This is a genomic window from Nostoc sp. (assembly GCF_036917375.1).
Lineage (GTDB): Bacteria > Cyanobacteriota > Cyanobacteriia > Cyanobacteriales > Nostocaceae > Nostoc.
The window spans coordinates 17,082-40,240 of record NZ_JBALDN010000098.1 but is presented as its reverse complement, the minus strand read 5'-3'; the positions used below and the strand labels follow the sequence as shown (position 1 = coordinate 40,240).

The 23,159-nt window shown below is 43.0% G+C and carries 16 protein-coding genes; 5 read left to right on the top strand and 11 right to left on the bottom strand.

The window, feature by feature from the left end; genetic code table 11:
• Nucleotides 1–86: 86 nt before the first annotated feature.
• On the bottom strand, nt 87–887 hold the full coding sequence (locus tag V7K45_RS26830) for a DUF6816 family protein (RefSeq protein WP_335008063.1): 801 nt from the start codon (nt 885–887) through the stop codon (nt 87–89).
• Nucleotides 888–981: 94 nt separating this feature from the next.
• Between V7K45_RS26830 and V7K45_RS26825 the strand changes: the two genes are divergently transcribed.
• On the top strand, nt 982–1,320 hold the full coding sequence (locus tag V7K45_RS26825; RefSeq protein WP_335008061.1) for a carbon dioxide-concentrating mechanism protein CcmK: 339 nt from the start codon (nt 982–984) through the stop codon (nt 1,318–1,320).
• Nucleotides 1,321–1,325: 5 nt separating this feature from the next.
• On the opposite strand, the gene V7K45_RS26820 is transcribed toward V7K45_RS26825, so the two are convergent.
• The 5 genes from V7K45_RS26820 to ffh form a co-directional block, all read right to left on the bottom strand.
• Nucleotides 1,326–1,730 carry a ChuX/HutX family heme-like substrate-binding protein gene (locus tag V7K45_RS26820; RefSeq protein WP_335008059.1) on the bottom strand — a complete coding sequence of 135 codons (405 nt, stop codon included), beginning with the start codon at nt 1,728–1,730 and terminating at the stop codon, nt 1,326–1,328.
• 188 nt (nt 1,731–1,918) lie between these two features.
• Nucleotides 1,919–2,872, bottom strand: coding sequence for a PhoH family protein (locus V7K45_RS26815; RefSeq protein WP_335008057.1), 954 nt, complete (start codon nt 2,870–2,872; stop codon nt 1,919–1,921).
• Between the two features lie 353 nt (nt 2,873–3,225).
• A complete protein-coding gene (locus tag V7K45_RS26810; protein WP_335008055.1) occupies nt 3,226–3,657 on the bottom strand; it encodes a KH domain-containing protein in 432 nt (143 codons plus the stop codon).
• Entirely contained in the window at nt 3,620–3,880 is a 261-nt protein-coding gene (rpsP, locus tag V7K45_RS26805; protein ID WP_292783039.1) for a 30S ribosomal protein S16, read from the bottom strand. Before rpsP ends, V7K45_RS26810 begins: the two co-directional genes overlap by 38 nt.
• A gap of 303 nt (nt 3,881–4,183) precedes the next feature.
• On the bottom strand, nt 4,184–5,647 hold the full coding sequence (ffh, locus tag V7K45_RS26800; RefSeq protein ID WP_335008053.1) for a signal recognition particle protein: 1,464 nt from the start codon (nt 5,645–5,647) through the stop codon (nt 4,184–4,186).
• A 265-nt stretch (nt 5,648–5,912) separates the two neighbouring features.
• Between ffh and V7K45_RS26795 the strand changes: the two genes are divergently transcribed.
• On the top strand, nt 5,913–6,281 hold the full coding sequence (locus tag V7K45_RS26795) for a hypothetical protein (RefSeq protein WP_335008051.1): 369 nt from the start codon (nt 5,913–5,915) through the stop codon (nt 6,279–6,281).
• 82 nt (nt 6,282–6,363) lie between these two features.
• Nucleotides 6,364–7,044, top strand: a complete 681-nt coding sequence (locus V7K45_RS26790) for a DsbA family protein (RefSeq protein ID WP_335008049.1) — start codon at nt 6,364–6,366, stop codon at nt 7,042–7,044.
• Between the two features lie 83 nt (nt 7,045–7,127).
• On the opposite strand, the gene V7K45_RS26785 is transcribed toward V7K45_RS26790, so the two are convergent.
• From V7K45_RS26785 to metH, 5 genes are all read right to left on the bottom strand, one after another.
• The gene (locus V7K45_RS26785; protein WP_335008047.1) at nt 7,128–10,301 is read right to left on the bottom strand and encodes a GAF domain-containing sensor histidine kinase; all 3,174 of its coding nucleotides are present in this window, start codon (nt 10,299–10,301) and stop codon (nt 7,128–7,130) included.
• A gap of 965 nt (nt 10,302–11,266) precedes the next feature.
• Nucleotides 11,267–11,503: a 50S ribosomal protein L28 gene (gene rpmB, locus V7K45_RS26780; protein WP_322683189.1), complete on the bottom strand. Its 237-nt coding sequence runs from the start codon at nt 11,501–11,503 to the stop codon at nt 11,267–11,269.
• Nucleotides 11,504–11,665: 162 nt separating this feature from the next.
• Complete coding sequence (htpG, locus tag V7K45_RS26775; protein WP_335008042.1) at nt 11,666–13,651, bottom strand: molecular chaperone HtpG; 1,986 nt, start codon at nt 13,649–13,651, stop codon at nt 11,666–11,668.
• A 222-nt stretch (nt 13,652–13,873) separates the two neighbouring features.
• Entirely contained in the window at nt 13,874–14,515 is a 642-nt protein-coding gene (locus tag V7K45_RS26770) for a class I SAM-dependent methyltransferase (RefSeq protein ID WP_094350733.1), read from the bottom strand.
• 446 nt (nt 14,516–14,961) lie between these two features.
• Nucleotides 14,962–18,489 carry a methionine synthase gene (metH, locus tag V7K45_RS26765; RefSeq protein ID WP_335008039.1) on the bottom strand — a complete coding sequence of 1,176 codons (3,528 nt, stop codon included), beginning with the start codon at nt 18,487–18,489 and terminating at the stop codon, nt 14,962–14,964.
• A 1,256-nt stretch (nt 18,490–19,745) separates the two neighbouring features.
• On the opposite strand from metH, the gene V7K45_RS26760 reads away from it, so the two are divergent.
• Nucleotides 19,746–21,545 (top strand): asparagine synthetase B family protein, encoded by a 1,800-nt coding sequence (locus V7K45_RS26760; protein WP_335008037.1) that lies wholly within the window; start codon nt 19,746–19,748, stop codon nt 21,543–21,545.
• 504 nt (nt 21,546–22,049) lie between these two features.
• The gene (locus V7K45_RS26755) at nt 22,050–22,706 is read left to right on the top strand and encodes a pentapeptide repeat-containing protein (protein ID WP_335008035.1); all 657 of its coding nucleotides are present in this window, start codon (nt 22,050–22,052) and stop codon (nt 22,704–22,706) included.
• Nucleotides 22,707–23,159: the final 453 nt, after the last annotated feature.

Sequence of the window (23,159 nt, the reverse complement as noted above, 5' to 3'; positions counted from 1 at the left end):
ATGCACACCGTCCAAGAGCGCGATCGTAAACTTGGAATCTATATACTACAAACGCATTACAAAGTAGTCAAGAGCTAGATGACAAATCACTCTTTGGGAGGAGTTGGTAGTTCTTGAGGGAAAAATTCGAGGCGATAGCGATAGAGAGCAACTGGTTGAGAAACCGCTTTAAAGTAATCTGGATCTTGGGGTGAAAGATAGACAGCAGTAACTTGATCTGCTTCAATCGCCGGATTAGATGTTGAAACTTTATGATAAGCCGTAGTCGATTCTACAGAATTTAAATAGGGGCGTGAGCCGCCTTTAAATAGCTGTTGAAACACTTCTGTGGTGATGAAATTGCCATCAGGGGTAGTTTCTGTAGCGCGTGCAGTCACAATAGAAACTAGTTGGCGACTGCTACGCAAGAACGTAATTTGACGATTAGGTGAATCTGGATCTACTTTGACTGATAACACTGCTTCATCCCCTAAATAAGCCCTTGCCAAATTCAAGCTATTAAATGCTCTATCCGCTACTAAAATTGGGGATTTGTAACCTATCTGAGGAAGTATTTTTAACCCAGAAATAGATGGTTGCTCTTTTACAAATCTTACTACAAAACTCACAGGTTGATTTAATTGTCGGCGATTACCTTCAAACCCTGGTGTTACAATCTCTGGTGCTAAAGGCGCAGCTAAATCTACTAAGGTACTTGTAACTTTCCAAGTACCAGCCATCCATTCAGGATAAACCAAATCACCCGAAGCCGATTGCACTGAAGTTAGTTTTTCCCATTGGGGAAAATTTGCTAACCTTTGAGACAACTCTCCTGCAAAAGCTTCACCACCCCACAATAGGAAAAAAAACAGCAAGTAAAAACTCCAAATTCCCTTCATTACAAGCATTAGCAATTTTGTATTTAATGTTTATTATTTATCGATAAAAAATTAAAACTTTGTAGTAATATAATTAGCCCTATCCCGAATTTATAGTGATAGCATGACATTGGCATTAGGCATGATTGAAGTTTATGGCGTTCCCACTGCTGTGGAAGTAGGAGATGCTATGTGTAAAGCTGCCCGTGTAACCCTTGTTGGTTATGAAAACACTGATTTGGGACGAATTACCGTGTTAATTCGAGGAACTATAGGCGAGGTGAATGTAGCAGTGACAGCAGGAGTAAATGCGGTACTGCGAGTTGACGGTGGCGAGCTACTTTCTCACCACATTATTCCCCGTCCCCACGAAAATTTAGAATATATTTTACCGATTCATCGCAGCGTTAATATCGAGCAGTTCAGTGCAGATATCCGATTTCCTCCACCTCTATCAGTTTAGCTGTATTAAATTTCTGCTGGTAAAGGTTCCCAAACTTCGCCATACTTCTCTTTTAGAGTTTCCCAAGCTTCTACTTGTCCTGATTCATATTCTCCTGGTTTACCCCATTGTAAAAAGAGGCTTAAAGCAGACTCCTGTTTATCATCTAAAAAGCGGATGGCATAGGTTGTAAAGTTACCCCTCTTCGCTTCACCTGTTTCAAATTTCACCTGAGTAATTCTATCCATATTCAAGTGAAACTCAAAGCCTTCAGTATGCATATTCGCATACTTACCTTTAGGCAATTCTGCATAAAATAACTTTTCTATCTTGCCTCGCGCTTCTAATACAGCAGCGCTGCTAGTAACAATTAAACGCAAAGTTCCTAAAGTCTCGCAAGCTGCTAAAAATTCTTTTAATGTTGTGCTCATTTGTCATTCGTCCTTTGTCATTTGTCGTTGGTTAAACGATGATTCATAATACCAATTCAATTAATGATTGCAACATATCCTTGGGTAAAGACGCGAGGAATCGCGTCTCTACAAATGGTCTATTTGTCGCATTCTTTTTTCAAATTGGTATAACTAATGCCCAATGCCCTATGCCCCATTCCCAGTCCCTATTTTTCGTATTGTTCATAAGCCGCAACAATGCGCTGAACTAGGGGATGGCGCACGACATCTTTTTGGGAAAATTCGCAAAAGGCAATGCCTTCAACGTGTTTTAAAATTTGTAAAGCCACTCCTAAACCCGATTGTTGATGAAGGGGTAAATCAGTTTGTGTCATGTCGCCTGTAATCACCATCCGCGAACGGAAACCCAAACGAGTCAAAACCATTTTCATTTGAGCGGGTGTAGTATTTTGAGCTTCATCCACAATTACAAAGGCGTTATTGAGGGTGCGTCCCCGCATATAGGCGAGTGGTGCGACTTCAATCACACCGCGTTCCATTAAACTGGGTACTTTTTCTGGGTCGATGAATTCATAAATAGCATCGTAAAGTGGGCGAAGATAGGGATTAACTTTCTGTTGTAAATCTCCAGGCAAAAAACCGAGTTTTTCACCGGCTTCGACGGCAGGGCGAGTTAAGATTAGCTTTTCAAACTGGTTGGCAAGGAGTGCTTGCACGGCGACAACAACAGCAAGATAAGTCTTGCCAGTACCAGCAGGGCCAATCCCAAAGGTGAGATCGCGTTTGCGGAGTGCGTCGATATATTGGCGCTGGCGGAAGGTTTTGGCACGGACTTCTTCACCCCGGCGACTTTTGGCGAGAACATCTCGCTGTAAATCTTGCAGTTCCCCTTGCCGATCGCTATCTATAGCTTGACGGGCTGTTAAAATATCGGCACTGGAAATAGTATTGCCTTTAATCCAGAGGTCTTCAAGCGATCGCACTAATCGAGAAGCCAGATCGATTTGCTTTTCAGTTCCAGAAATCACTAATTCCTGTCCGCGTAGCACTAAAGCGGCTCCTGTTTGCCGAGATAGCATTTTGAGATTTTCTTCTCCATCTCCGGCTAGAGCGATCGCACTGGTAATATTCGGCAGCTGAATTGTTAAGGCACCTGCCATAGTATTTCTTAATTGGTGAGGATCTGTATTTGACAAAGGTTAATTTTTTCTCGCTAACGGCGAAATTATGTTTTTATTACCTACATTTTGAAAAATTTTTGTAATAAACTAATCGTCCGTAGGGGCGTACAGCTTGCCCTCATCCCCTAACCCCTTCTCCCAACATGGGAGAAGGGGAATTGGAGAATTTACTCCCCTCTTCCATATTGGGAGAGGGGCTGGGGATGAGGGCATAGCCCCTACTGGTGAAGAGTCCAAAAAAAGATTTTTAAATCTTTTTGCTACTTTCCATCGTTATAAAAATTCTGAGCGGAGGTAACAACAACCGCTCAGATTTCCTCTCTAGTTTCAACCTAGCGGAGGCGCGGTTTAACAATGGGTTTAGGCCCATCATTTCGCGGTTCTCTCTTAGTCGGCGGTGGCGATCGCTCTTCTGTCTCTTCATCAAAAGACATACCCTCGCGGCCCGGAGTGGTGCTGCCGTAGATATCCAGGTATGTTGATTGCCCAGCTGCGGCTGCGGCTGCGGCAATTACTGTACGAATCGCCTGAATATTGCGTCCCCCTCGACCAAACACTTTTCCTTTATCTGCGCTTTCAAAGGCGATGCGAACCCAAACCCGGTTCAGGGCCTGAGAAATTTCACAATCGACACTTAATGTCTCTGGAGATTCCAAAAACGGCTGCACCAAAAACCGAACCAGCTCAACATAGTTGGGGCTAGCTGTGGGGAGTTTTGTTCCGAAATTATGATGCGGCTGTTGCACTGACCTGCTCAAAAACATTAGCTTTTACTAGAATGCGACGAACGGTGTCAGTAGGTTGAGCGCCTTGTTGTAGTCGCTTGACGATGGCGGGAACGTCTAGTCGCACTTCATCAGTTCTGGGGTTATAAAATCCCAATTCTTCTAAGGGACGGCCATCGCGGCGAGCGAGGTTGTTAATGGCGACAATGCGGTAACTTGCTTCCCGCTTTTTACCGAATCGTTTCAAGCGCAGTTTGATCATGGTTGAAGAATCATTCTCCTGTTGTTTAGATATTAGTTAGCAACTAATTGGTGAGGAAGTAACTTAAAATCTGGCTGCTGCCAAGAAATTGAGGGTTAGTTTCCTCTGCTGATAAATTCTGAGGTCGAAATGCTAATTTTAGCACTGCCTAGCATTTGCTGCTATTTGTCATTAGTCATTAGCAAATTACTAATGCCCAATGCCCCATGCCCCATGACGGCAGTTGCTCCACTTGGGGAGACCCCATCGCCCTTGGCGTCTCCCCTTGGGAGAAGACCGCACTGCCTCCCCCATGCCCAATAACTAAAGATTCCCAAAGCCTTTTTTCTTTTTATCTTTGGGTTTTTTCTTTTTCGTGGCTGGGACACCATCATAACCTCGCCATCCGGGGGCTGCGGGACGATTACCAGCACCGGCAAAGGCGTTGCCCATACCGCCACCGCCAAACATTCCTGGCATTCCAGGGAAGCCGCCTTGACCCATTTGCTGCATGAGCGATCGCATTTTTTGGAAATCACCCACCAGTTTGCTGACATCGGACTCTCTATAGCCTGAGCCAGCAGCAATCCGCCGCCGCCGACTGGGAGAACTGGCTAATAAATCCGGGTCGTGGCGTTCTTGGCGAGTCATGGAGTTAATCATTGCCTCACAGCGCTTTAGCTGGGTTTCTCCCTGCTTGAGTTGATCGTCTGAAAGCTTGTTCATCCCTGGAATCATCTTGATCAAGCCTCCCAGAGAACCCATGTTTTTCAGCATCCGCAACTGCTTGAGAAAGTCAGTAAAGTCAAACTTTGCTGACAAAATTTTCTCCTGCATTTTCTCAGCATCAGCTAAGTCAAACTCTTCTTGGGCTTTTTCTACCAAAGTGAGAACATCGCCCATTCCCAAAATCCGCGATGCCATGCGATCGGGATAAAACGGTTGCAGTGCCTCGACTTTTTCACCCACGCCCACAAATTTAATCGGCGCTCCCGAAATCTTTCGCACCGAAAGCGCTGCACCACCACGGCTATCACCATCTAATTTGGTGAGAATCGCCCCAGTAATGCCGATCTGTTCGTGGAAGGTACGGGTAAGATTGGCTGCCTCTTGACCAGTCATTGCGTCTACCACCAACAGCGTTTCATGGGGTTGGACGGTTGCTTTGATGCGGGCTAATTCCGCCATCATATCTTCGTCAATTTGCAGGCGACCAGCAGTATCAATAATGACTGTGTTGACACCTTCTGCCCTAGCGCGTTCTACACCTTGCCTTGCAATTTCTACGGGATCGGCGTCGCTTCCTAGTTCAAATACTGGTACGTCAATTTGCTTACCCAACGTTAGCAACTGATCGATCGCTGCTGGGCGATATACGTCTGTCGCCACCAACAAGCAGCTACGCTCTAATTTTCTCAGATGTAAGGCTAACTTAGCAGTAGCTGTGGTTTTACCAGTACCTTGCAACCCAGCCATCAGAATAATAGTAGGCTGTTCCTGGGCTTCTGCAATGGGAACATTTTCTTCTCCCATCACCTCCACCAATTCATCATGAACAATTTTGATGAACTGTTGGTCAGGTCGCACGCCAGTAATTACCTCGGCTCCCTGTGCCTTGGCTTCGACTTCGCTAATAAAATCTTTGACTACCTGGAGATTGACATCTGCTTCCAACAGGGCGCGGCGCACTTCGCGCAATGCATCTTGAATGTTGGATTGAGAAATTTTGTCCTGTCCCCGCAGTTTTTTCCAGGCGGATTCTAAACGGTCAGATAATGCATCAAACATAATGTAATTACAGGTAGTTCGCCAATGGAGAATTCTAAACCGCCGATGAATGCGATTTGGAATTTCCGCTAAAGTTTTAACGTGCTATCTACCAGCTTAGTATTTTTCACCGCGACTGTAGCAACCAGATACCTACCTTTATTAAATTGGCAAACTGTCCTTTGAGTGTAAATTTTGATTTTTTCAAAGGGAGAAATCCCAACACTATAGATGAAGTAAGAATTTTAGTGGGAATAGTTGAGAAAGCGCAGGAAAGCGAAAATATATGAAAGAATATAGAGCATATATCTGTGACTTTGGGCATCAGTGGTCTCTTTTCAAGGACAAACAAGACCCTGAAGATGAAGGAGACTGTATATGCTCAGAAGGTCATCCCGCAGTAATGCTCAGAAAGCAACCAGCAGTTGATGATGTTCAAATGACTTTTAGACCAGCAGGTAGAGTAGTAGATACACTCAAGCAGCAGGTTGATGGACGAGGCAAATACTACATAGTAATTTCTAACTTAGCAGGCACACAGGAAAGAGTTTCAAAAAAAGTATATTCTTGGGAAGAGATATATCAAATTGGTAAAAGGTTTGATAAGCGTTCATTTGAATGGGCATTAAATTACTGGGAAAGTCTTTTTCTTTGACTGGATTCTGGGTAGAACATACAAGCTTCAGCAAAAATAAATTCAAAAATTATTTATCACTTAGGTAGCTACGGTAGCCAAGATGTCGCAGCGAATCAAAGTATACTCCTACTCGATATACCACTCGTCAAATTCATATATTGGTATTGCTCTTGCCGAAAAAGCTTTGCAGGGTTTACCTGTTGATATTCAACGACGACCAATTTATATACCAAAGGAACGAGGTATAAAGGTAGCCGACTTACAAGGACGAAGTGAAAGCGCCGTGTTATCGTCCTATCACAAAGAAGATTGTCTGCGGTGGGCAAAAAAGTACGGCATTGAAATACGGCTCAAGGAGTTTGAAGAATTTGGTAGGTGGGTCAAGCGCTGGGAGAAAATGAAGTTTGGTCGCGAAGAACTTCCTGCCAGAGCGTATTACGCGGCTTGTGGAACTGGGAAGGAGCATTTGCTTGATACCGCGTTCTTTCGAGCGACGTACATCGATCTACTTGATGTCAACGATGAGTCTGTGATTAAGAAAGTTGCAAATGATGTTGGGTTGAATGGCGATCGCATTCTTGAGTTAATCTACGGGGAAGCAGCAAAACTTGCAGCAGTGGCAGCTTTGGCAGAATACGAACAGTTTGGCTGTCCCGGAGTCCCGACTTGGGTAGTGGAAGGTGAGAGGTTTTGGGGAAAGGATCGTGTTGATTGGGTAACAGAAAAGGTAAAACAATTATGTAATACTGCTGTTACCAAAACAGTATTGAGTGCTGAGTAAAAAAGTGATGATTTTTCAGATGAATGCCTAAAAATCATCACTTTGCCTCTTTGCTTATTTCTGGTCTAACTCGTTGACTTTAACTACTGTTTTTTATTTGTTACCTGACGAATCGGCAACTCAACCACAAACTCTGTACCTTTGCCAAGTTCAGATTGACAGTATATTTTGCCGTTGTGTTTTTCTGTGACTATCTGATAGCTGATAGATAATCCCAGTCCTGTACCTTTACCGACAACCTTGGTAGTAAAAAATGGATCGAACAGTCGAGAGAGGACTTTTTCATCTATACCGAGTCCGTTGTCGGCAATGCGAATGACAATCCAATCTTTATTGAGCAGGGAGGTAGAAATTTTGATTTTGCTGGGATTTTTTGCCAGTGCTTCCGAAGATTCCTGCGTGGTTCGTTCTTCTAGAGCATCAATGGCATTGGACAGCAAATTCATAAATACCTGATTCAACTGACCGGGATAGCATTCTATTAGAGGTAAAGTACCATAATCTTTGCTCACATGAATGGTAAGGCTATCGGCTGAGGGCTTTAAGCGGTTTTGCAAAATCATCAATGTACTGTCGATACCTTCGTGAATATTTGCTGGTTTGAAGTCAGCTTCATCTAGGCGTGAGAAGTTCCGCAAAGAGGTGACAATTTCGCAAATGCGCTCAGTACCAACCTGCATGGACTGAAATAATTTAGGTAAGTCCTCGAATAAATACTCTATTTCAGCTTTATTGAAAAACTCTTGGATCTCTGGTACAGCATCGGGATAATGATGCCAAAAAAGCTCCACATAGCGAAGCAATTCTTGTGTGTATTGATGAGCGTGTTCCAAGTTGCCGTGGATGAAATTAATCGGGTTATTAATTTCATGGGCAACTCCTGCCACCAGTTGCCCCAAACTAGCCATTTTTTCAGCGTGGATAATTTGCATTTGGGCAGTACGCAGCTCATTCAGTGTCTGCGCGAGTTGATTGGCTTCTTCACGAGTTTGACCCAGCAAACTAGATTGTTGAAACAAGTTGGCTTGACGCAGCGCTACACTGAGTTGAGCCGCCACTTGGGTGACAAATTCCAATTCAGCTTCTTCCCAATGACGTGTATGGGTGCATTGGTGAATGCACAACAACCCCCACAGTTCATCACCTTCCATCAATGGCACAACAATCTGTGCTTTGACTTGGAATCGCTCAATCACATCCAGATGAGGGACTTTGGAGCCAACGCTGTTGACATCAGATATTACTTGCACTTCCCCTTGACGATATTGCGGTGCATATTGATCGCCAAAGCAATAGTCTTGCACCTTCACGGCGAGAGCAGAATCGAACTTGGGTAAGACATCTTCAGCAATAAATTCACCGCTACAAAAACCAACATTCGGATCGAAGCGGAAAATACCGACTCGATCTGTATTTAGCGATCGCCTCACTTCCTGTACTGTAGTCTTAAAAATCGTCTCCAAATCCAACGATTCTCGAATTTTGACGACCAAATCAAATAAAATCCGGCGCTGTTCAGCCGATTGTTGCAGTTCATCAGCGCGAGTTTGAATTTGAGTCACCATTTGAGAACTTTGCAGTGCCACTCCCAGTTGGCTAGCAACCTGTCCCAAAAATTCCACTTCCACATTATCCCACTGGCGCGGTGCCGAATGTTGATAGGCAGCCAGCAATCCCCACAGATTCCGTCCTACAAAAATTGGGGTTAAAGCGTAGGCGCGAATTTTGAACTGCTCCAAAATATCGAGGTGACAGCGCGAGTGTCCAGCTTTATAAATATCCTCTACAGCAAAATTTTCGTTGTTGCGGTAGCGTCCACCCTTGGTTTCTTGGAGGTGAGTATCTTCCCAAACGAGATTTTTGCCAAAGGGATTAATACTGTCCCACTGTGCCTCAACCATACCGAAATTACTGAGGAATTCACCACTCCAGTCTTCATTGAAGCGATAAACGCCAACCCGCTCAACTCGCAGCAGTTTACATACTTCTTGGCAAGTAGTTTTTAGGATTAAATCAATATTTAAAGAGGAACGAATTTTCCCAACTACTTCAGTTAATGCTCGTTGCCGAGCGATCGCATCTTGTAGGGCAGAAGCCTGTTGTTTCGACTGAGCCAAATTTTCGGCTTGCTGAATCGCGACTCCCAATTGTGCCCCTACTTGTCCCAGGAATTCCACTTCGTAATTTGCCCATTGGCGCGGCCCGGAGTGTTGATAGGCTGCTATCAGTCCCCAGAGTTTTGGGCCGATGAAGATGGGCGCTAAGGTATATGCCCGAATCTTGAATTGCTCTAGAATATCGATGTGACAACGCGAGTGTCCGACTTGGTAGATGTCGTTGACAACAAAACTTTCGTTATTGCGGTAGCGTCCACCTTTCGTTTCTTGGAGGTGGGTATCTTGCCAAACGAGATTTCTGCCAAAAGGATTGATTCTATCCCACTGCGCCTCTACCATGCCGAATTGGCTGACAAATTCGCCGCTCCAGTCTTCATTAAAGCGGTAAATTGCTGCCCGCTCTAACTTCAGGAGTTTGCAGAGTTCTTGACAGGCAGTGTCTAGAATAATTTCGGGATTCACAGAGGAGCGAATATTTCCTACCACTTCCGTCAAAGCACGTTGCCGCGCGATCGCATCTTGCAGTTCTGCTGTGCGTTGTTTAGTCTGTTCTAAATTTTCTGCCTGCTGCATTGCCACACCAAGATGGCTGGCAGCTTGGGCAAAGAATTCGACTTCGTGAGGACACCATTGCCGAGGGGCAGAGTGTTGATAGGCTGCAAGCATTCCCCACAGTTTTGCACCAATAAAAATCGGTGCGATCGCATACGCCCGAATCTGAAACTGTTCTAATACTTCAATATGACAGCGAGCGTGCCCTGCATCGTAAATGTCAGCCACAGCAAACGGCTCATTTTTGCGATATCGTCCGCCTTGGGTTTCTTGCAAATGCGAATCTTGCCACACCAAGTCCTGTCCAAATGCAGTCAATGCATCCCAAGGATGTTCTGCAAAGCCCAAGCGATCGATAAAACTACCGCTCCAATCTTCATTAAAGCGGTAGATTGCAACTCGCTCAATCTTCAATTGCCGACAAATATCTTGGCAAGAAGTCGAACATAGGGATTCGATGTTTACAGATGCGCGAATTTTAGCCAGAATCCTCGCCAATATTTTTTGATATTGAACCGTTAGCTGTAGCTGTTTGTGACACTCTTGCAGGCCTAAGTGATTCGACGTTTCATAACTGTTCGCTGTCATAAATTATAAATAAAATAGACTACCTAGTATCAGTATTCCCTTGTTTATTTGTAATTGCTCAACTAGTCTTGGTTAGTGGAGAGTCTTGATTACTTGTAGTTTTCTCTGCGGTTTTTAGTTTCTGGATTTCCTTTCATAGCTTTACTATCAATGCTTCGTTTACCTCGTTCGATAGTTCTTTAAGATCGGGCATTTTTTCTATTTATTCAATTAATCTCTATCTCGTCCTCTTGTTAAGAGTTTTGAGCAATTACAAAATCAATTTATAATTAATTTTGGGTATATAGTGGTCTAATCTGAATTATGAAAAATATAAAAATGGTAAGTATTTATATTTAGAGACGCCGGAATTTATCCGTGGTGTAAAAATTACGTAAAGAACTCATATTGATTACGTCAAAAAGCTCAGTATAATTCAAAGAGCTTTCTTGCTCTTGCCTCCTACCTGCTAAATCAAGTAAGTTATCCAAATCAAAACCGATTCCTATATTTCTCTCTTGCTACCAACAGAATTTAAAATATACAGCAGAATTCTGTATTCTGGTGGTTAAGGCAAGCAAGAGACGCGATGAATCGCCGTCTCTACAATAATCAGTCTTTCGTAGAAATGGCGATTTATCGCGTCTTTGCGATCTAAAACTTTTATTAAAAAACCTTAAAAAATTGTATTATTTTATACTTAAATAACAGAATTAGCTTGTGTACCTCACCTTCCTTTAAATCTGCTGTATAAAGCCTGCCATTCAAGATTTAATAGACTTCTTGCATAAATCGGGAAAAGGCGAAGGAGGAAGGGGAAAAAGTTCTGTATTGTCCCCTTCCCCTTTAACCTTTACCCTTTTCCCCAAGAATGCAAAAAGCACTTTTGTAAGAGTTCTATTAGGGGCGCACAGCTAGCTGTGCGCCCCTACGAATCACGTATTATTCCAACCTACGAAAGTTTCAGGTTATGAAATCCAGATTACTTAGTAATGATTTAGGTTAATGCCAGCTTCTTTTGCCATTGCTTCTAACCCATTAATTTGTAGGGTTTTAATTGCTTTGGTAGACAACTTTAGTCTTACCCAGCGATTTCCGGCTTCCCACCAAACCCGCTTGTCTTGCAGATTAGCGTGCTGAAGGCGTTTTGTACGGCGGTGGGAGTGAGAAACAGAAAAAGCGTTATTTGCCTTCTTACCAGTTAGTTCACAGCGACGGGACATAGCTACTATCTCCAGATTGTTATTTTAATACAGCCTTTCCATTTTAGGTCTTAGGCAGCAGAAGTGGGGAGATGAGCAATGAGTAGGGGAGCAGGGGGGCAGGGCAGAAATAACTCCTAACTCCTAACTTCCCACTCAGCACTCAGCACTCAGCCCTCAGCACTACTTACTTGCTTGTTCCGTCAGCTTGGTGAGTACCTCATTCGATCGCTCGACGAAGGATTTCATTCCCTCAGCGTCAAATCCTTTTTGAGACATCAGCGCTAAATCGTAAACGTGTTGACAAATCAAGTTGACTAACTGATCTGTAGACGATTTACCGTCACCTTGAATGATACTACCTTGGTTCAGATTTGCCAGATTTTGAATCAACGGGTGAGCAGTATTCACCAGCAAAATGTGATCTTCGGGAAACTCTGCTGTTCCCTGCTGCATCATGGCGTTCATTTCGCGCAGGCGACGGAGAATCTCTGGTAGAAGCACCATCGCAGGTGGTGTACCTTGAGGATCGTCTGATTTCAAAGCTTCGGTACGGATGTTGAGTTTGGGTTTGTTGAGGGATTTCTCAAATAACTCTTTGATCGTCTCACTCCGAGTTTTGTTCGTCTTGGGATCGACAATTTCCTTATCTTTATCTTGTTCCAGGAGAGTATTATCTAAATCTGAATCTACCCGCGTAAACTTGACATCCTGATATTCCCGCTCTAGGAAGTTGATAAAGTGGGTGTCGATGAAGGAGTCCATAAACAGGACTTCCAAGCCTTGATTTTTGTGCAGTTCTATGTATGTAGATTGGGTTGCTTCATCAGTACTGTAGAAAACCCGATTTTCGTGGCGTTCTTTGTTGCGTTCTAGATACTCTTTCAGCGTAGTATAGGGAGCGCTGGGTGCTGAGTCAGAACTGGGTGAAGGAGTCACATCTTGCCAAGCATCGCCGTCTGAAGATTGGACTTCAACCACTGGCGTTTCAGCAGCAGGTTTTTCTGTCAACTTGGCGGTGGTGCGGAAGACGATGATATCTTCGATTTGTTTTTTGAATTTCTCGTCGTTGAGAACGCCGAATTTTACGAAAGTACCAAGATCCTTCCAAGCGCTAATGTATTGTTCGCGGTTGTCGCGGAAAAGTTCTTTGAGGCGATCGCCTACTTTTTTGGCAATGTAATCACCAATTCTCCGCACGGTGCGATCGCCTTGCAAAGCACTCCGCGAGACGTTTAGGGGAATATCGGTACTATCAATCACACCCCGCATCGGCATCAGGAATTGCGGAATAATTTCTTCGCAGTTGTCGCTAACAAAAACTTGATTGCAAAATAGCTTGATCTGCCCTTTGGTAACATCTACATCCGGTCGCATTTTCGGGAAATACAAAATCCCGTTGATGATAAAGGGATAGTCTGTATTTAGATGTACCCATAACAAAGGTTCTTCCTGAAAAGGATACAGGTAGCGGTAAAATTCTAAATAATCTTCTTGAGTCAGATTACTCGGAGACTCTCGCCACGGTGCTTTTTGCTTATTTATTACTTCGCCATCTAGTTTAATTGGTACTGGCAAAAAGTCGCAGTATGTCTTGACAAGATTCTTAATTCGTGCAGATTCGAGAAATTCCTCTTCTTCCCCTTGCAGACTGAGAATAATAGTAGTACCGCGAGTTGTTCGGGAAGATTCTTCGAGAGTGAAAGCTGGCGAACCATCACAAGTCCAGTGAACCGCCTGCGCCCCTTCTTGATAGGATAGGGTATCAATTTCTACTTTTTGCGCCACCATGAAGGAAGAGTAGAAACCAAGACCGAAGTGGCCGATTATCGGTTGATCTGATTTGCCTTCATATTTATGAATAAATTCTTCCGCACTAGAGAAGGCAACTTGATTGATATATTTCTTAACTTCATCTGCGGTCATCCCGATACCGTTATCGGAGATGGATAGAGTTTTCTTATCTTTGTCAATGGCAATTTCAATTTCTGGTTCGCCGATATCTCCAGCATAATCGCCGGCGCGGGATACCATTTTTAGCTTTTGGATGGCGTCTACAGCGTTGGATACCAGTTCCCGCAAGAAGATTTGATGATCTGAGTAAAGCGACTTCTTGATGATCGGGAAAATATTCTCAGTATGAATACTGATAGTGCCTTGTTCTAGCATAATTGGTAATTTTCGATGTTAGTATCTGAAACGATGATAGTAGGTAATACAACCTAGCCATCTGTTTTCCAGGATAAACCCGGAGAACACAGAAGGGCATGATACCAATTAGGATTTTAAAAGCATAGCTTAGGCGATCGCTCGTTTTTTGAGCATTGTTTGCCGCCATTTTCTGATTCGGATTCCCCTACTTCCGACTCCCCACTCCCCACAGATTGCTGTTTAAGTATTACTAGAATTCTTTTCCAACACCAAAAAATAATGGTATGGATAAGTAGGATCGATAAATTCTTGCTTAACAGTTAACCCAGCTTTGGCAACAGAGTTTAAAATCCGCGTTTTTGGATATCCTTTTAAACCCATTTCCCAGCAGTGTTCGTCACAGACTGGCGTTGTACTCCAGAATTTTGGCACATTGAATAGTAAATGCCTTGGTCTACCTGAGAAAGAGGTTTTCACCTGAAAAGAGAGATATTGAGTGCAATAGGGAATCGAAATCACCAAAAATTTCTTGGTTGCAATAGCAAGTTTTCTCAATGCTTCTTCTGACTGTTCGTAGGGAAAGTGTTCCAGAACTTGAAACAGGACAATTGCATCAAATTTATCTTTTGGTAAGGAAAAATCTGTAGTCAAATCCAAAATTATTTCTGGCTTGAGGCTGGGGTCAACATCAGCAGTGGAGACGTTGTATCCATTATTCTTCAAGATGTCTGTTAACAGAGAATTAAAAATCCCAATTTCCAGAACGTTTTTTACCTGATTACCCAGCGAAAAAATTAGACGCAACTGGTGATGATAACTGATGAGGCGATTTTTTGATAAGTATTCTGAATTTCTAATATCTAACGAGCTGATGAGTTGCATAAATAAGCCTACCTAAGCTGAGAGATTAACAAATTTGGTGGGTATACAACTACAGGATTCCCGGAACAATCATCAAAGTAACAGTACTTTGTTTCGTTTGTATACAATACATCTCCTAGAAGGCTACGGTGTACACACATCTTAAGTAATGAAGCCCAAACTCTGGATTTACCCCCCTTAATCCCCCCTTGTAAAGGGGGGAAATATCCGGTTATCCCGCTTTCTAAAGGAGGAAATATTCGGTTATCCCGCTTACTAAGGGAGAAAATATCCGGTTCTGCCTCTTACCAAGGGGGAAATATCCGGTTCTCCCCTTAGCAAGGGGGAGTTAGAGGGGGTGAGAAGGACTTGTATGCACACCGTAGCCTAGAAGAACAGAGGCTTTGAAGGGGGATCTTTAAGGGTAAATCACTAACACCAAGCGTATTGGTTTAACGAGTAGGATTCTACGCGCTAAAGTATTTGGCTAACGGGTGATAGGTAATAATCGCAGTGGTAGACTGTTCTGGATAAAGTTGTTCACTTTCATCCATATACAAGTTAATCCTGTCAGTCTGCAATAACTCCAGTTGCTTGTACTGATCCTGAATATTGGGACAAGCTGGATATCCAAAACTATACCGCGAGCCACGATAGCGTTGTGCTAAGATGTCCCGAATATTGTCGGGTTCTTCAGCAGCAAAACCTAATTCCCGGCGGATTCTGGCATGTGTCCATTCAGCTACAGCTTCCGCCACCTGCACCGCCATACCGTGGAAATACAGATAATCAGTATATTGATTGGCAGCAAACAGCTTTTGAGCAAACTCTGTGGCAATTTCCCCTACAGTCACCGCTTGCATTGGGAAGACATCAATAATTCCCGATTCCTTCGGTGCAAAGAAATCTGCTATGCATAGCCGCCTTAACGACTTTTGTCTAGGAAACTCGAAAGTTGTAACTTGCTGTGATTGGTTCTCTGAATCATATATATGTAGAGAATTCCCCTCAGCTTGACAAGGGAAATACCCATAAATCACTTGGGGATGCAACAGATTCTCTTCAATAATTCGCTGTTTCCAACTTTCTAAAACTGGGTAAACTTTCTCCGCTAAGAAAGCCTGATATTCTTCCTTAGATTGTTCCTTTGGTTTGCGGAATTGCCACTGTCCAGCAATTAAAGCTTGTAAATCCAAGTGCCAGAATATTTCTTCAATGGGAATATCACTAGGCTGCAATAATTTCGTTCCCCAGAAAGGCGGTGTGGGACGTTCAATATCTACAGCTACAGCTTCGGAACGTCTCGTATCTATTACTTTTGGTTCAGCAGATGTTTCTTCAGCAGTTGTAGCTTTTGGTTCTTTGTTACCATTTGTCGAAACTTCAGCCGTTTCGATTTCATTCAAAAATCCTTGCAAATCTTCCCAGTTATTAGTTGCCTTTGCTGGCATTAATTTATCCATGAAGTGCAAGTCAGAAAAGGCATCTTTGCCATAAACAACTTTACCTTTATAGGTATTTTGACAAGCTTCATAGACAAACTTGGGAGTCAACGCCGCACCACCTAATATCACGGGAACACTAATTCCCTTTTCGTTGAATACCTCCAAGTTCTCTTTCATGAAGGCGGTGGATTTTACCAGCAAACCACTCATGGCAATACAATCAGCTTTGTGCTGTTCGTAAGCGTTGATGATGTTTTCCACCGGCTGTTTAATTCCTAGGTTAATCACCTTGTAGCCGTTGTTGGATAAGATGATATCCACCAAGTTTTTACCAATGTCATGGACATCGCCTTTGACTGTGGCAATGATAAAGGTTCCCTTGGCGTTGTTGCCTGATTCAGATTTTTCCATGAACGGTTCTAGAAACGCCACCGCCGCTTTCATGGTTTCCGCAGATTGCAAGACGAAGGGTAGCTGCATTTGTCCAGAACCGAATAATTCCCCGACAACTTTCATGCCATCTAGCAGGAAGGTGTTGATAATTTCCAGAGGGGGATATTCTTCTAAGGCTTTTTTCAGATGTTCTTCTAAGCCTATGCGTTCGCCGTCGATGATGTGACGTTTGAGACGTTCGGGGATGGGGAGACTTTCATCTAAGGAGCGATCGCGCTTAGTTGTCACCCCGGCAAACGCTGTGGTAAGCTCTCCCAAGGGATCGTAAACGCAAACATTACCCTCAAATTTCCGCTCGTCATAAATCAACTGCCGACAAATTTCTTGATGGCGGGCGTCAATCTTCGATAACGGTAAAATTTTATTAGCGCTGACAATGGCTGCATCCATTCCCGCCGTTGTCGCTTCGTGCAAAAACACCGAGTTCAGAACCATCCGCGAGGCTGGATTCAAACCAAAGGAAATATTGGAAACACCCAAAATTACATGACATCCAGGCAATTCCTCACGAATCCGCCGGATAGATTCAATTGTGGCTTTACCGTTTTCTCGGTCTTCTTCAATTCCGGTGGAAATTGGTAACGCGAGGGTATCAAAGAATATTTCTGTGGGTGGTATGCCATATTCTACAGCTTGACGGTATGCACGCCCTGCGATCGCAAACTTTTTCTCGGCTGTCCGCGCCATCCCATCTTCATCGATAGTACCAATGACTACACCAGCACCGTATTTCTTCGCTAAATCCAGCACCTTCAAAAAGCGCGGTTCCCCATCTTCGTAGTTGGTGGAATTCAGCAAACACTTACCACCGGCAACCTTTAAACCCGCCTCCATCTTTTCCCATTCGGTGGAGTCAAGCATTAAAGGCAGTGTCACATTATTAACAATGCGCGAAACTAATTCGTGCATATCCCGCACGCCGTCACGTCCCACATAATCGACGTTGATATCGAGGATGTGTGCGCCTTCTTTGACTTGCGCCCTCGCCATTGAAACGAGTCCATCCCAATCTTCGGCGTTTAACAAATCGCGGCATTTCTTGGAACCACTGGCGTTGAGACGTTCGCCGACAATCAAGAAGGAATTATCTTGGTCATAAGGCTGTGTGGTGTAAATTGATGCTGCTGCTGGTTCTAAGCTAGGATGTCTAACTTTTGGCTTCAGGTCTTTAGCAACTTCTGCCAATTGTTGAATGTGTTCTGGACGTGTCCCACAGCAACCCCCGATCACTTGGACACCTAAATCTTCAACAAAATGCATCAGCGACATCCGTAATTCTAACGGTGTTAGCCGGTAGTGTGCTTGACCGCCAACGTTTTCAGGTAAACCCGCGTTGGGTATACAGGAAACGATGAAAGGTGAATGTTCTGACAGATACTTGATATGTGGTTTCATCAAGTCTGGGCCTGTGGCGCAGTTTAGACCGAGAATGTCAATTGGGTAAGGTTCCAGAATTGTCAGCACAGCACTGATTTCGGAACCAACCAACATTGTGCCCATGCTTTCCATTGTCACAGACACCATCAACGGACGGCGATCGCCCTTCTTAGCAAATACCTCTTCAATAGCATTCAGCGCCGCCTTAATTTGCAGCACATCTTGGCAAGTTTCTACCAGAAATAAATCGACACCACCATCCCACAGCGCCTCTGCTTGTTCGGCAAAAGTAGCTTTCATGGTGTCAAAGTCAATATGTCCCAAGGTAGGAAGTTTAGTTGTGGGGCCGATGGAACCTGCCACAAACCGGGGTTTTTCTGGCGTGGAAAATTCCGCAGCCACACGTTTCGCCAATTCTGCGGCTGTCTTGCTGAGGTAATAGGCTTGGTCTGCCAAGTCATATTCTGCCAGCACGAGGGAGGTACTGCCAAAGGTATCGGTTTCAATGACATCTGCACCAGCAGCGAGAAAGTCGCGGTGAACCTTAGCGACTGCTTCGGGTTTCGTGTGGACTAAGTATTCGTTACAACCTTCATACTGTGGGCCGCCGAAGTCTTCAGCAGTCAGGTTTTGGGTTTGTAAGTTGGTTCCCATCGCCCCGTCGAAAACGAGGACTGGGCTATCTGGACTACGCAGGCGTTCAAGGAAAGAATGAGTCATATTTTCCTAGAATAAATGAGGATATCAAGTGAGTCTTGTGATACTCGACTTACTTTATTATTTTCCAAGATTGTGATATTTTCGGCATCTTTTAATAAAGTCTGTTTTGCTGAAACTCACTATTCGCTCATTTTGACCTGATTTCTCAAGGTTGGCGATAACAGAATTATGCAAAAGCGTCCTCATGTCGTGTCGCTTGATTGCTTATTAAACTCGAAGAACCCCACCTCGCCAAAGTTGCGCTTTCTCTCCCCTCCCCGCAAGCCTACCGACTTCTTGCAGAAGTCGGGAAAAGGGAAAGGGGGAAAGGGTAAAGGTTTTGTATTTTCCCTTCCCCTTTAGCCTTTTCCCACGAGAGTGCAAAAAGTACTTTTGCAAGAGGTCTCGTGTACACACAAGTCGAATTTCTTCTTAAATCCCAAAGATTACCTACTTAATCGCAGTGATGGTTAGGGTGGGGTAAAACTAAAGCTAAAACCTTAGTAAATCGGGTTTCAGGTGAGGTTTTGAGAATTTATGCAATAAATATATTGATTTCGGGTGGTCATTTATGAAGAAGGGGAAGGGGGAAAGGTAAAAACCTCGCCTGCAAGTGGGGCGAAATAATCCAAATTTTATGGGGAAGGTAAAAACCTCGCCTCTTGTGGCGCGACAATCATCATCCCTTTCCCCTTTCCCCTTTAACCTTTTCCCTTTTATTGATTTCAGGTGGTCGTTTATTAAATTCGGGTAGTCGTTTATTGAATTCGGGTAGTCGTTTATTGAATTCGGGTAGTCGTTTATTGATTTCAGGTGGTCGTTTATTGAATTCGGGTGGTCGTTTATTGAATTCGGGTAGTCGTTTATTGAATTCGGGTAGTCGTTTATTGAATTCAAGCAGTGGTTAAGATGGGGTAAAACCCAGATTCTTGAACAACTTCAGACTTGTGTGTACACCGTAGCTTATAAAGGTGAGGGAATCAAATTTCTTATTTCTCCCCTTTATAAGGCAGGGCTGTTTCATTCCCTAAAATAGGTAAAATAGCAAGTGTTGAGGGGATAAAAATCATGGGTGCGAATCTGATTGAGCAATTGCGGCAAAAAGATTTCTCTCTCATGACATTGACAAACTCCTTACTCTTGTAGAATGAATCAGCCCTGCCCTTGACAAGGGGGAGTTAGAAGAGGGTCATAAAGACTTGTGCGTACACTTTAGCCTCGCTTGCTTTTAGGTGCTTGGAGATGGGGTTCTTACTGATTTGCGTTGAAAATTTCCCATGCTATTTAATGCGTTTAAAAAACTTAAATCTCCTAAAATCGAATTCATCAAAACTAACTCAAGCTGGCGCGTAGCGTGGGGAAAAATTAATGCAAATTATGAAGATATCGCTTGGCAAGATGAAAAAATTTCTGTAATTTTACCACGCACAACTTCGGAATTGCCGACAGAGAAATTAGCAATCAGTTCTAGAGGAAGATTTGTTGTTATTGGTGATATTTGGTTAACTAACCGAGTGCAGTTGCTGCAAAAGTTGGGAATTGAACCGGATAGCTTTCAAGGAAGTTCTCTGCAACTGGTGGCCAATCTTTGGGAACGATGGGGTAATGAAAGTCTTAGCCAACTTGTGGGGATGTTTGCGCTAGTGGTTTGGGATAGAGAGAAACAGGTGTTGAGATTGGTTCGCGATCGCATCGGTGTTCGTACTCTCTATTATACTACCACTGGTTCGGTTCGTTGGATTGCGCCTCAACTGAGAACTTTAGCACCTCATCGTTCATCTGATTTAGATTTGGTGGCGTTGCGAGATTATCTTTGTTGTGCTTTTATTCCCGGCGAACGAACCCTTTGGGAACAAGTGCGAGAACTACGACCTGGAACCGTTTTAGAATTTCCCGACCACAAAGTTACAACTTATTGGCAACTTCAAGAACAGATTATAGCAAGCGATCGACCTTTAGCATGGCATGGCGATCGCTTACGAGAACTCCTATACCAAGTTGTTCAAGAATATTTACCACCAGCAAATGAACCCGTTGGTGTTTTTCTTTCTGGTGGTTTGGACTCTAGCAGTATCACTGCTTTAGTAGCAAAATTCCATAAAGCACCAGTCCACACCTTCTCGATTCATTTTGGTTCGGAATGTCCTAATGAGTTAGAATTTTCCAGTCTCGTTGCATCCCATTGTCAGACACAGCACCACATTTTAGAAATTACTTTTAAGGATATGTGGTCGCGTTTGCCGGAAACAATGGCTTATTTAGATGACCCGATTGGCGACCCATTAACTGTTCCCAACTTGTTGCTAGGACGGCTGGCGAGAGAAAGTGTAGAAGTAGTTTTAAATGGTGAAGGTGGCGACCCCTGTTTTGGCGGCCCAAAAAATCAGCCAATGTTAATTAATAGTTTATATGGCTCTGTCACTAATCAAGATGCATTGCAAGCTTATTTAATTTCCTTTCAAAAGTGTGCTGTTGACTTACCGCAACTTTTAAAACCAGAAGTTTGGACAGCAGTACAAACAGCGCCTTGGGTTTTTGCAGAAGATTTATATTCCCAAGCTAGCTATCTGAATCGTTTGATGGCAATGAATATCAAATTTAAAGGCGCTGACCAAATTCTAACCAAAGTTAGTAACTTGACTCAAGCTGCTCTTTTGCAAGGTCGTTCTCCTCTGTTTGACCAACGAATAGTAGACTTAAGCATGGAAATACCTCCAGAGTATAAGCTTTCTGGAGTGGAAGAAAAAGCAGTTTTAAAGCAAGCGATTACCTACGGTACGTCTTCTCTACGAGACGCTGCGCGAATGACGAACGCAGATATTTTACCAGACACAATTATTCATCGTCCCAAAAGTGGGATGATGGTGCCCGTGCAGTTAGGATTTCGGAAATATTGGCAGCAAGAAGCCAGAGATTTATTGCTCAATCGAAATGCAGCGATCGCTCCTTACTTAAACCAGTTGCCAATTCGTAATTGGTTAAACTATCAAGGAGATACTTGGAGTCGGTATGGAGTAAAGCTGTGGTTGCTTGCTAGTTTAGAAATTTGGTTACAAGTAAATCAAAAAGCGCAGTAGTGAAAGCAACAAAAAGATACTCCATAACTAAGTTGAGTTATGCCTTCACTATCAGTACTGGGTAATAAGTGAGGAGAAGTACTCAGTACTGATGAAAATTTTGAATCTTAACTCATCCCCTGGCTTTTCATAAAAAGCCGTCGGGAAATCGAAATCATTGTCATTAGTACCAATGACAAATGACTCTTGTTATATGAATATTTCCTGACTTATGTCAGCATTTTTTGTTTTAAAAACCACTGAAAAAACGCATTTTCAAGTGATTGCCGATTTTCTTTTAATTTATTTTTGATTCTTTACTGAGCTAATCTCCGTTTGCGGTGTACTCTCAATATACGGTAACTACCAATACTTCTCGGTTAAGGGTAAATAAAAAACCTTTAACCCAAACCCAGTAACCTTTTGCCAAAACCCGATTCCGAATTAAAAATGCACAAAGCGAGAAGTATTGCGGTAACTAGCACACTCAACCTTTGAGATCAATTACACCCAGAGGTGAATACCATGAACAATTATGCTCAACAACAGGAATTTATTTTAAGTCAAATCACAAATAAATATTTTCAGCGCCGAGATTTCAGTGGATGTGATTTGAGGGGAATCGACCTGAAAGGAATTAATTTAAATGGTATTAACTTTATCGGAGCAGATTTGCGTGATGCAAATTTGTCTGGCTGTGTTCTAACTCGTGCTAATTTAAGTGGCGCAAATTTGATGCAAGCTAGCTTACGTGAAGCCAATTTGTATGAAGCATCTTTATGTGAAGCCAATTTGACTAATGCTGATTTAACAAGAGCAAATTTGTGCGGAACATTCTTATGGCGAGTTAAATTCATAAGTAGTAATCTTTGGGGTGCTTCTTTATGTGATGTAGATTTGAGAGAAGCAGACTTAAGTGAAGCCAAATTAATTGAAGCATCGCTGATTGAAGCTAACTTAAGTTTTGCAAATCTCACACGAGCAAAGCTATGTGGAGCAAAATTACTCGAAGCTAATTTGACTGAGGCTAACTTAACTAGTGCAGACTTGACATGGGCAAATTTAACCAAAGCAAACTTGAGTAAAGCAAACCTTTGGAAGACAAATTTGATTTATGCGAAGTTGGGGGATACTATTATGCCTGATGGCACAATTGAGCAACCTCAGATAGTTATTTATTAGCTAGAAATAGCTCTGTCAAAGTGAGATAATTTTGTGATTTCGTTTTCATGCAGAGCATGAAAAGGAGATACAGCAGAATTCAAAAGTTAGAAGTCAAAATAAGTAAACTTGAAACTCAATACTTATCGGGTTTTGGGGAAGAGGAAAGGGAAAGAAAAAAACTTATAACCCTTAGTCTTTTCCCAAAACCCAATTTTGAATTAAAAATGCACAAAGCGAGAAGTTTTGGAACCTTAGTTAATACGGCTTCAGCATCAATTATAAATATTTATTATATTAAACCTCGTCTACCTTGAAAACCGTAGTTTTGTAGGTTGGGTGCAGCGATAGCGTAACCCAACATAAAATTTGGTGGTAATGTTGGGTTGCGTTTCACTCCACCCAACCTACAAAAATATATTTTTTAAAAACTCTAGGTTTCAACATAGATGAGGTTTATAAGTAATTCTTCAG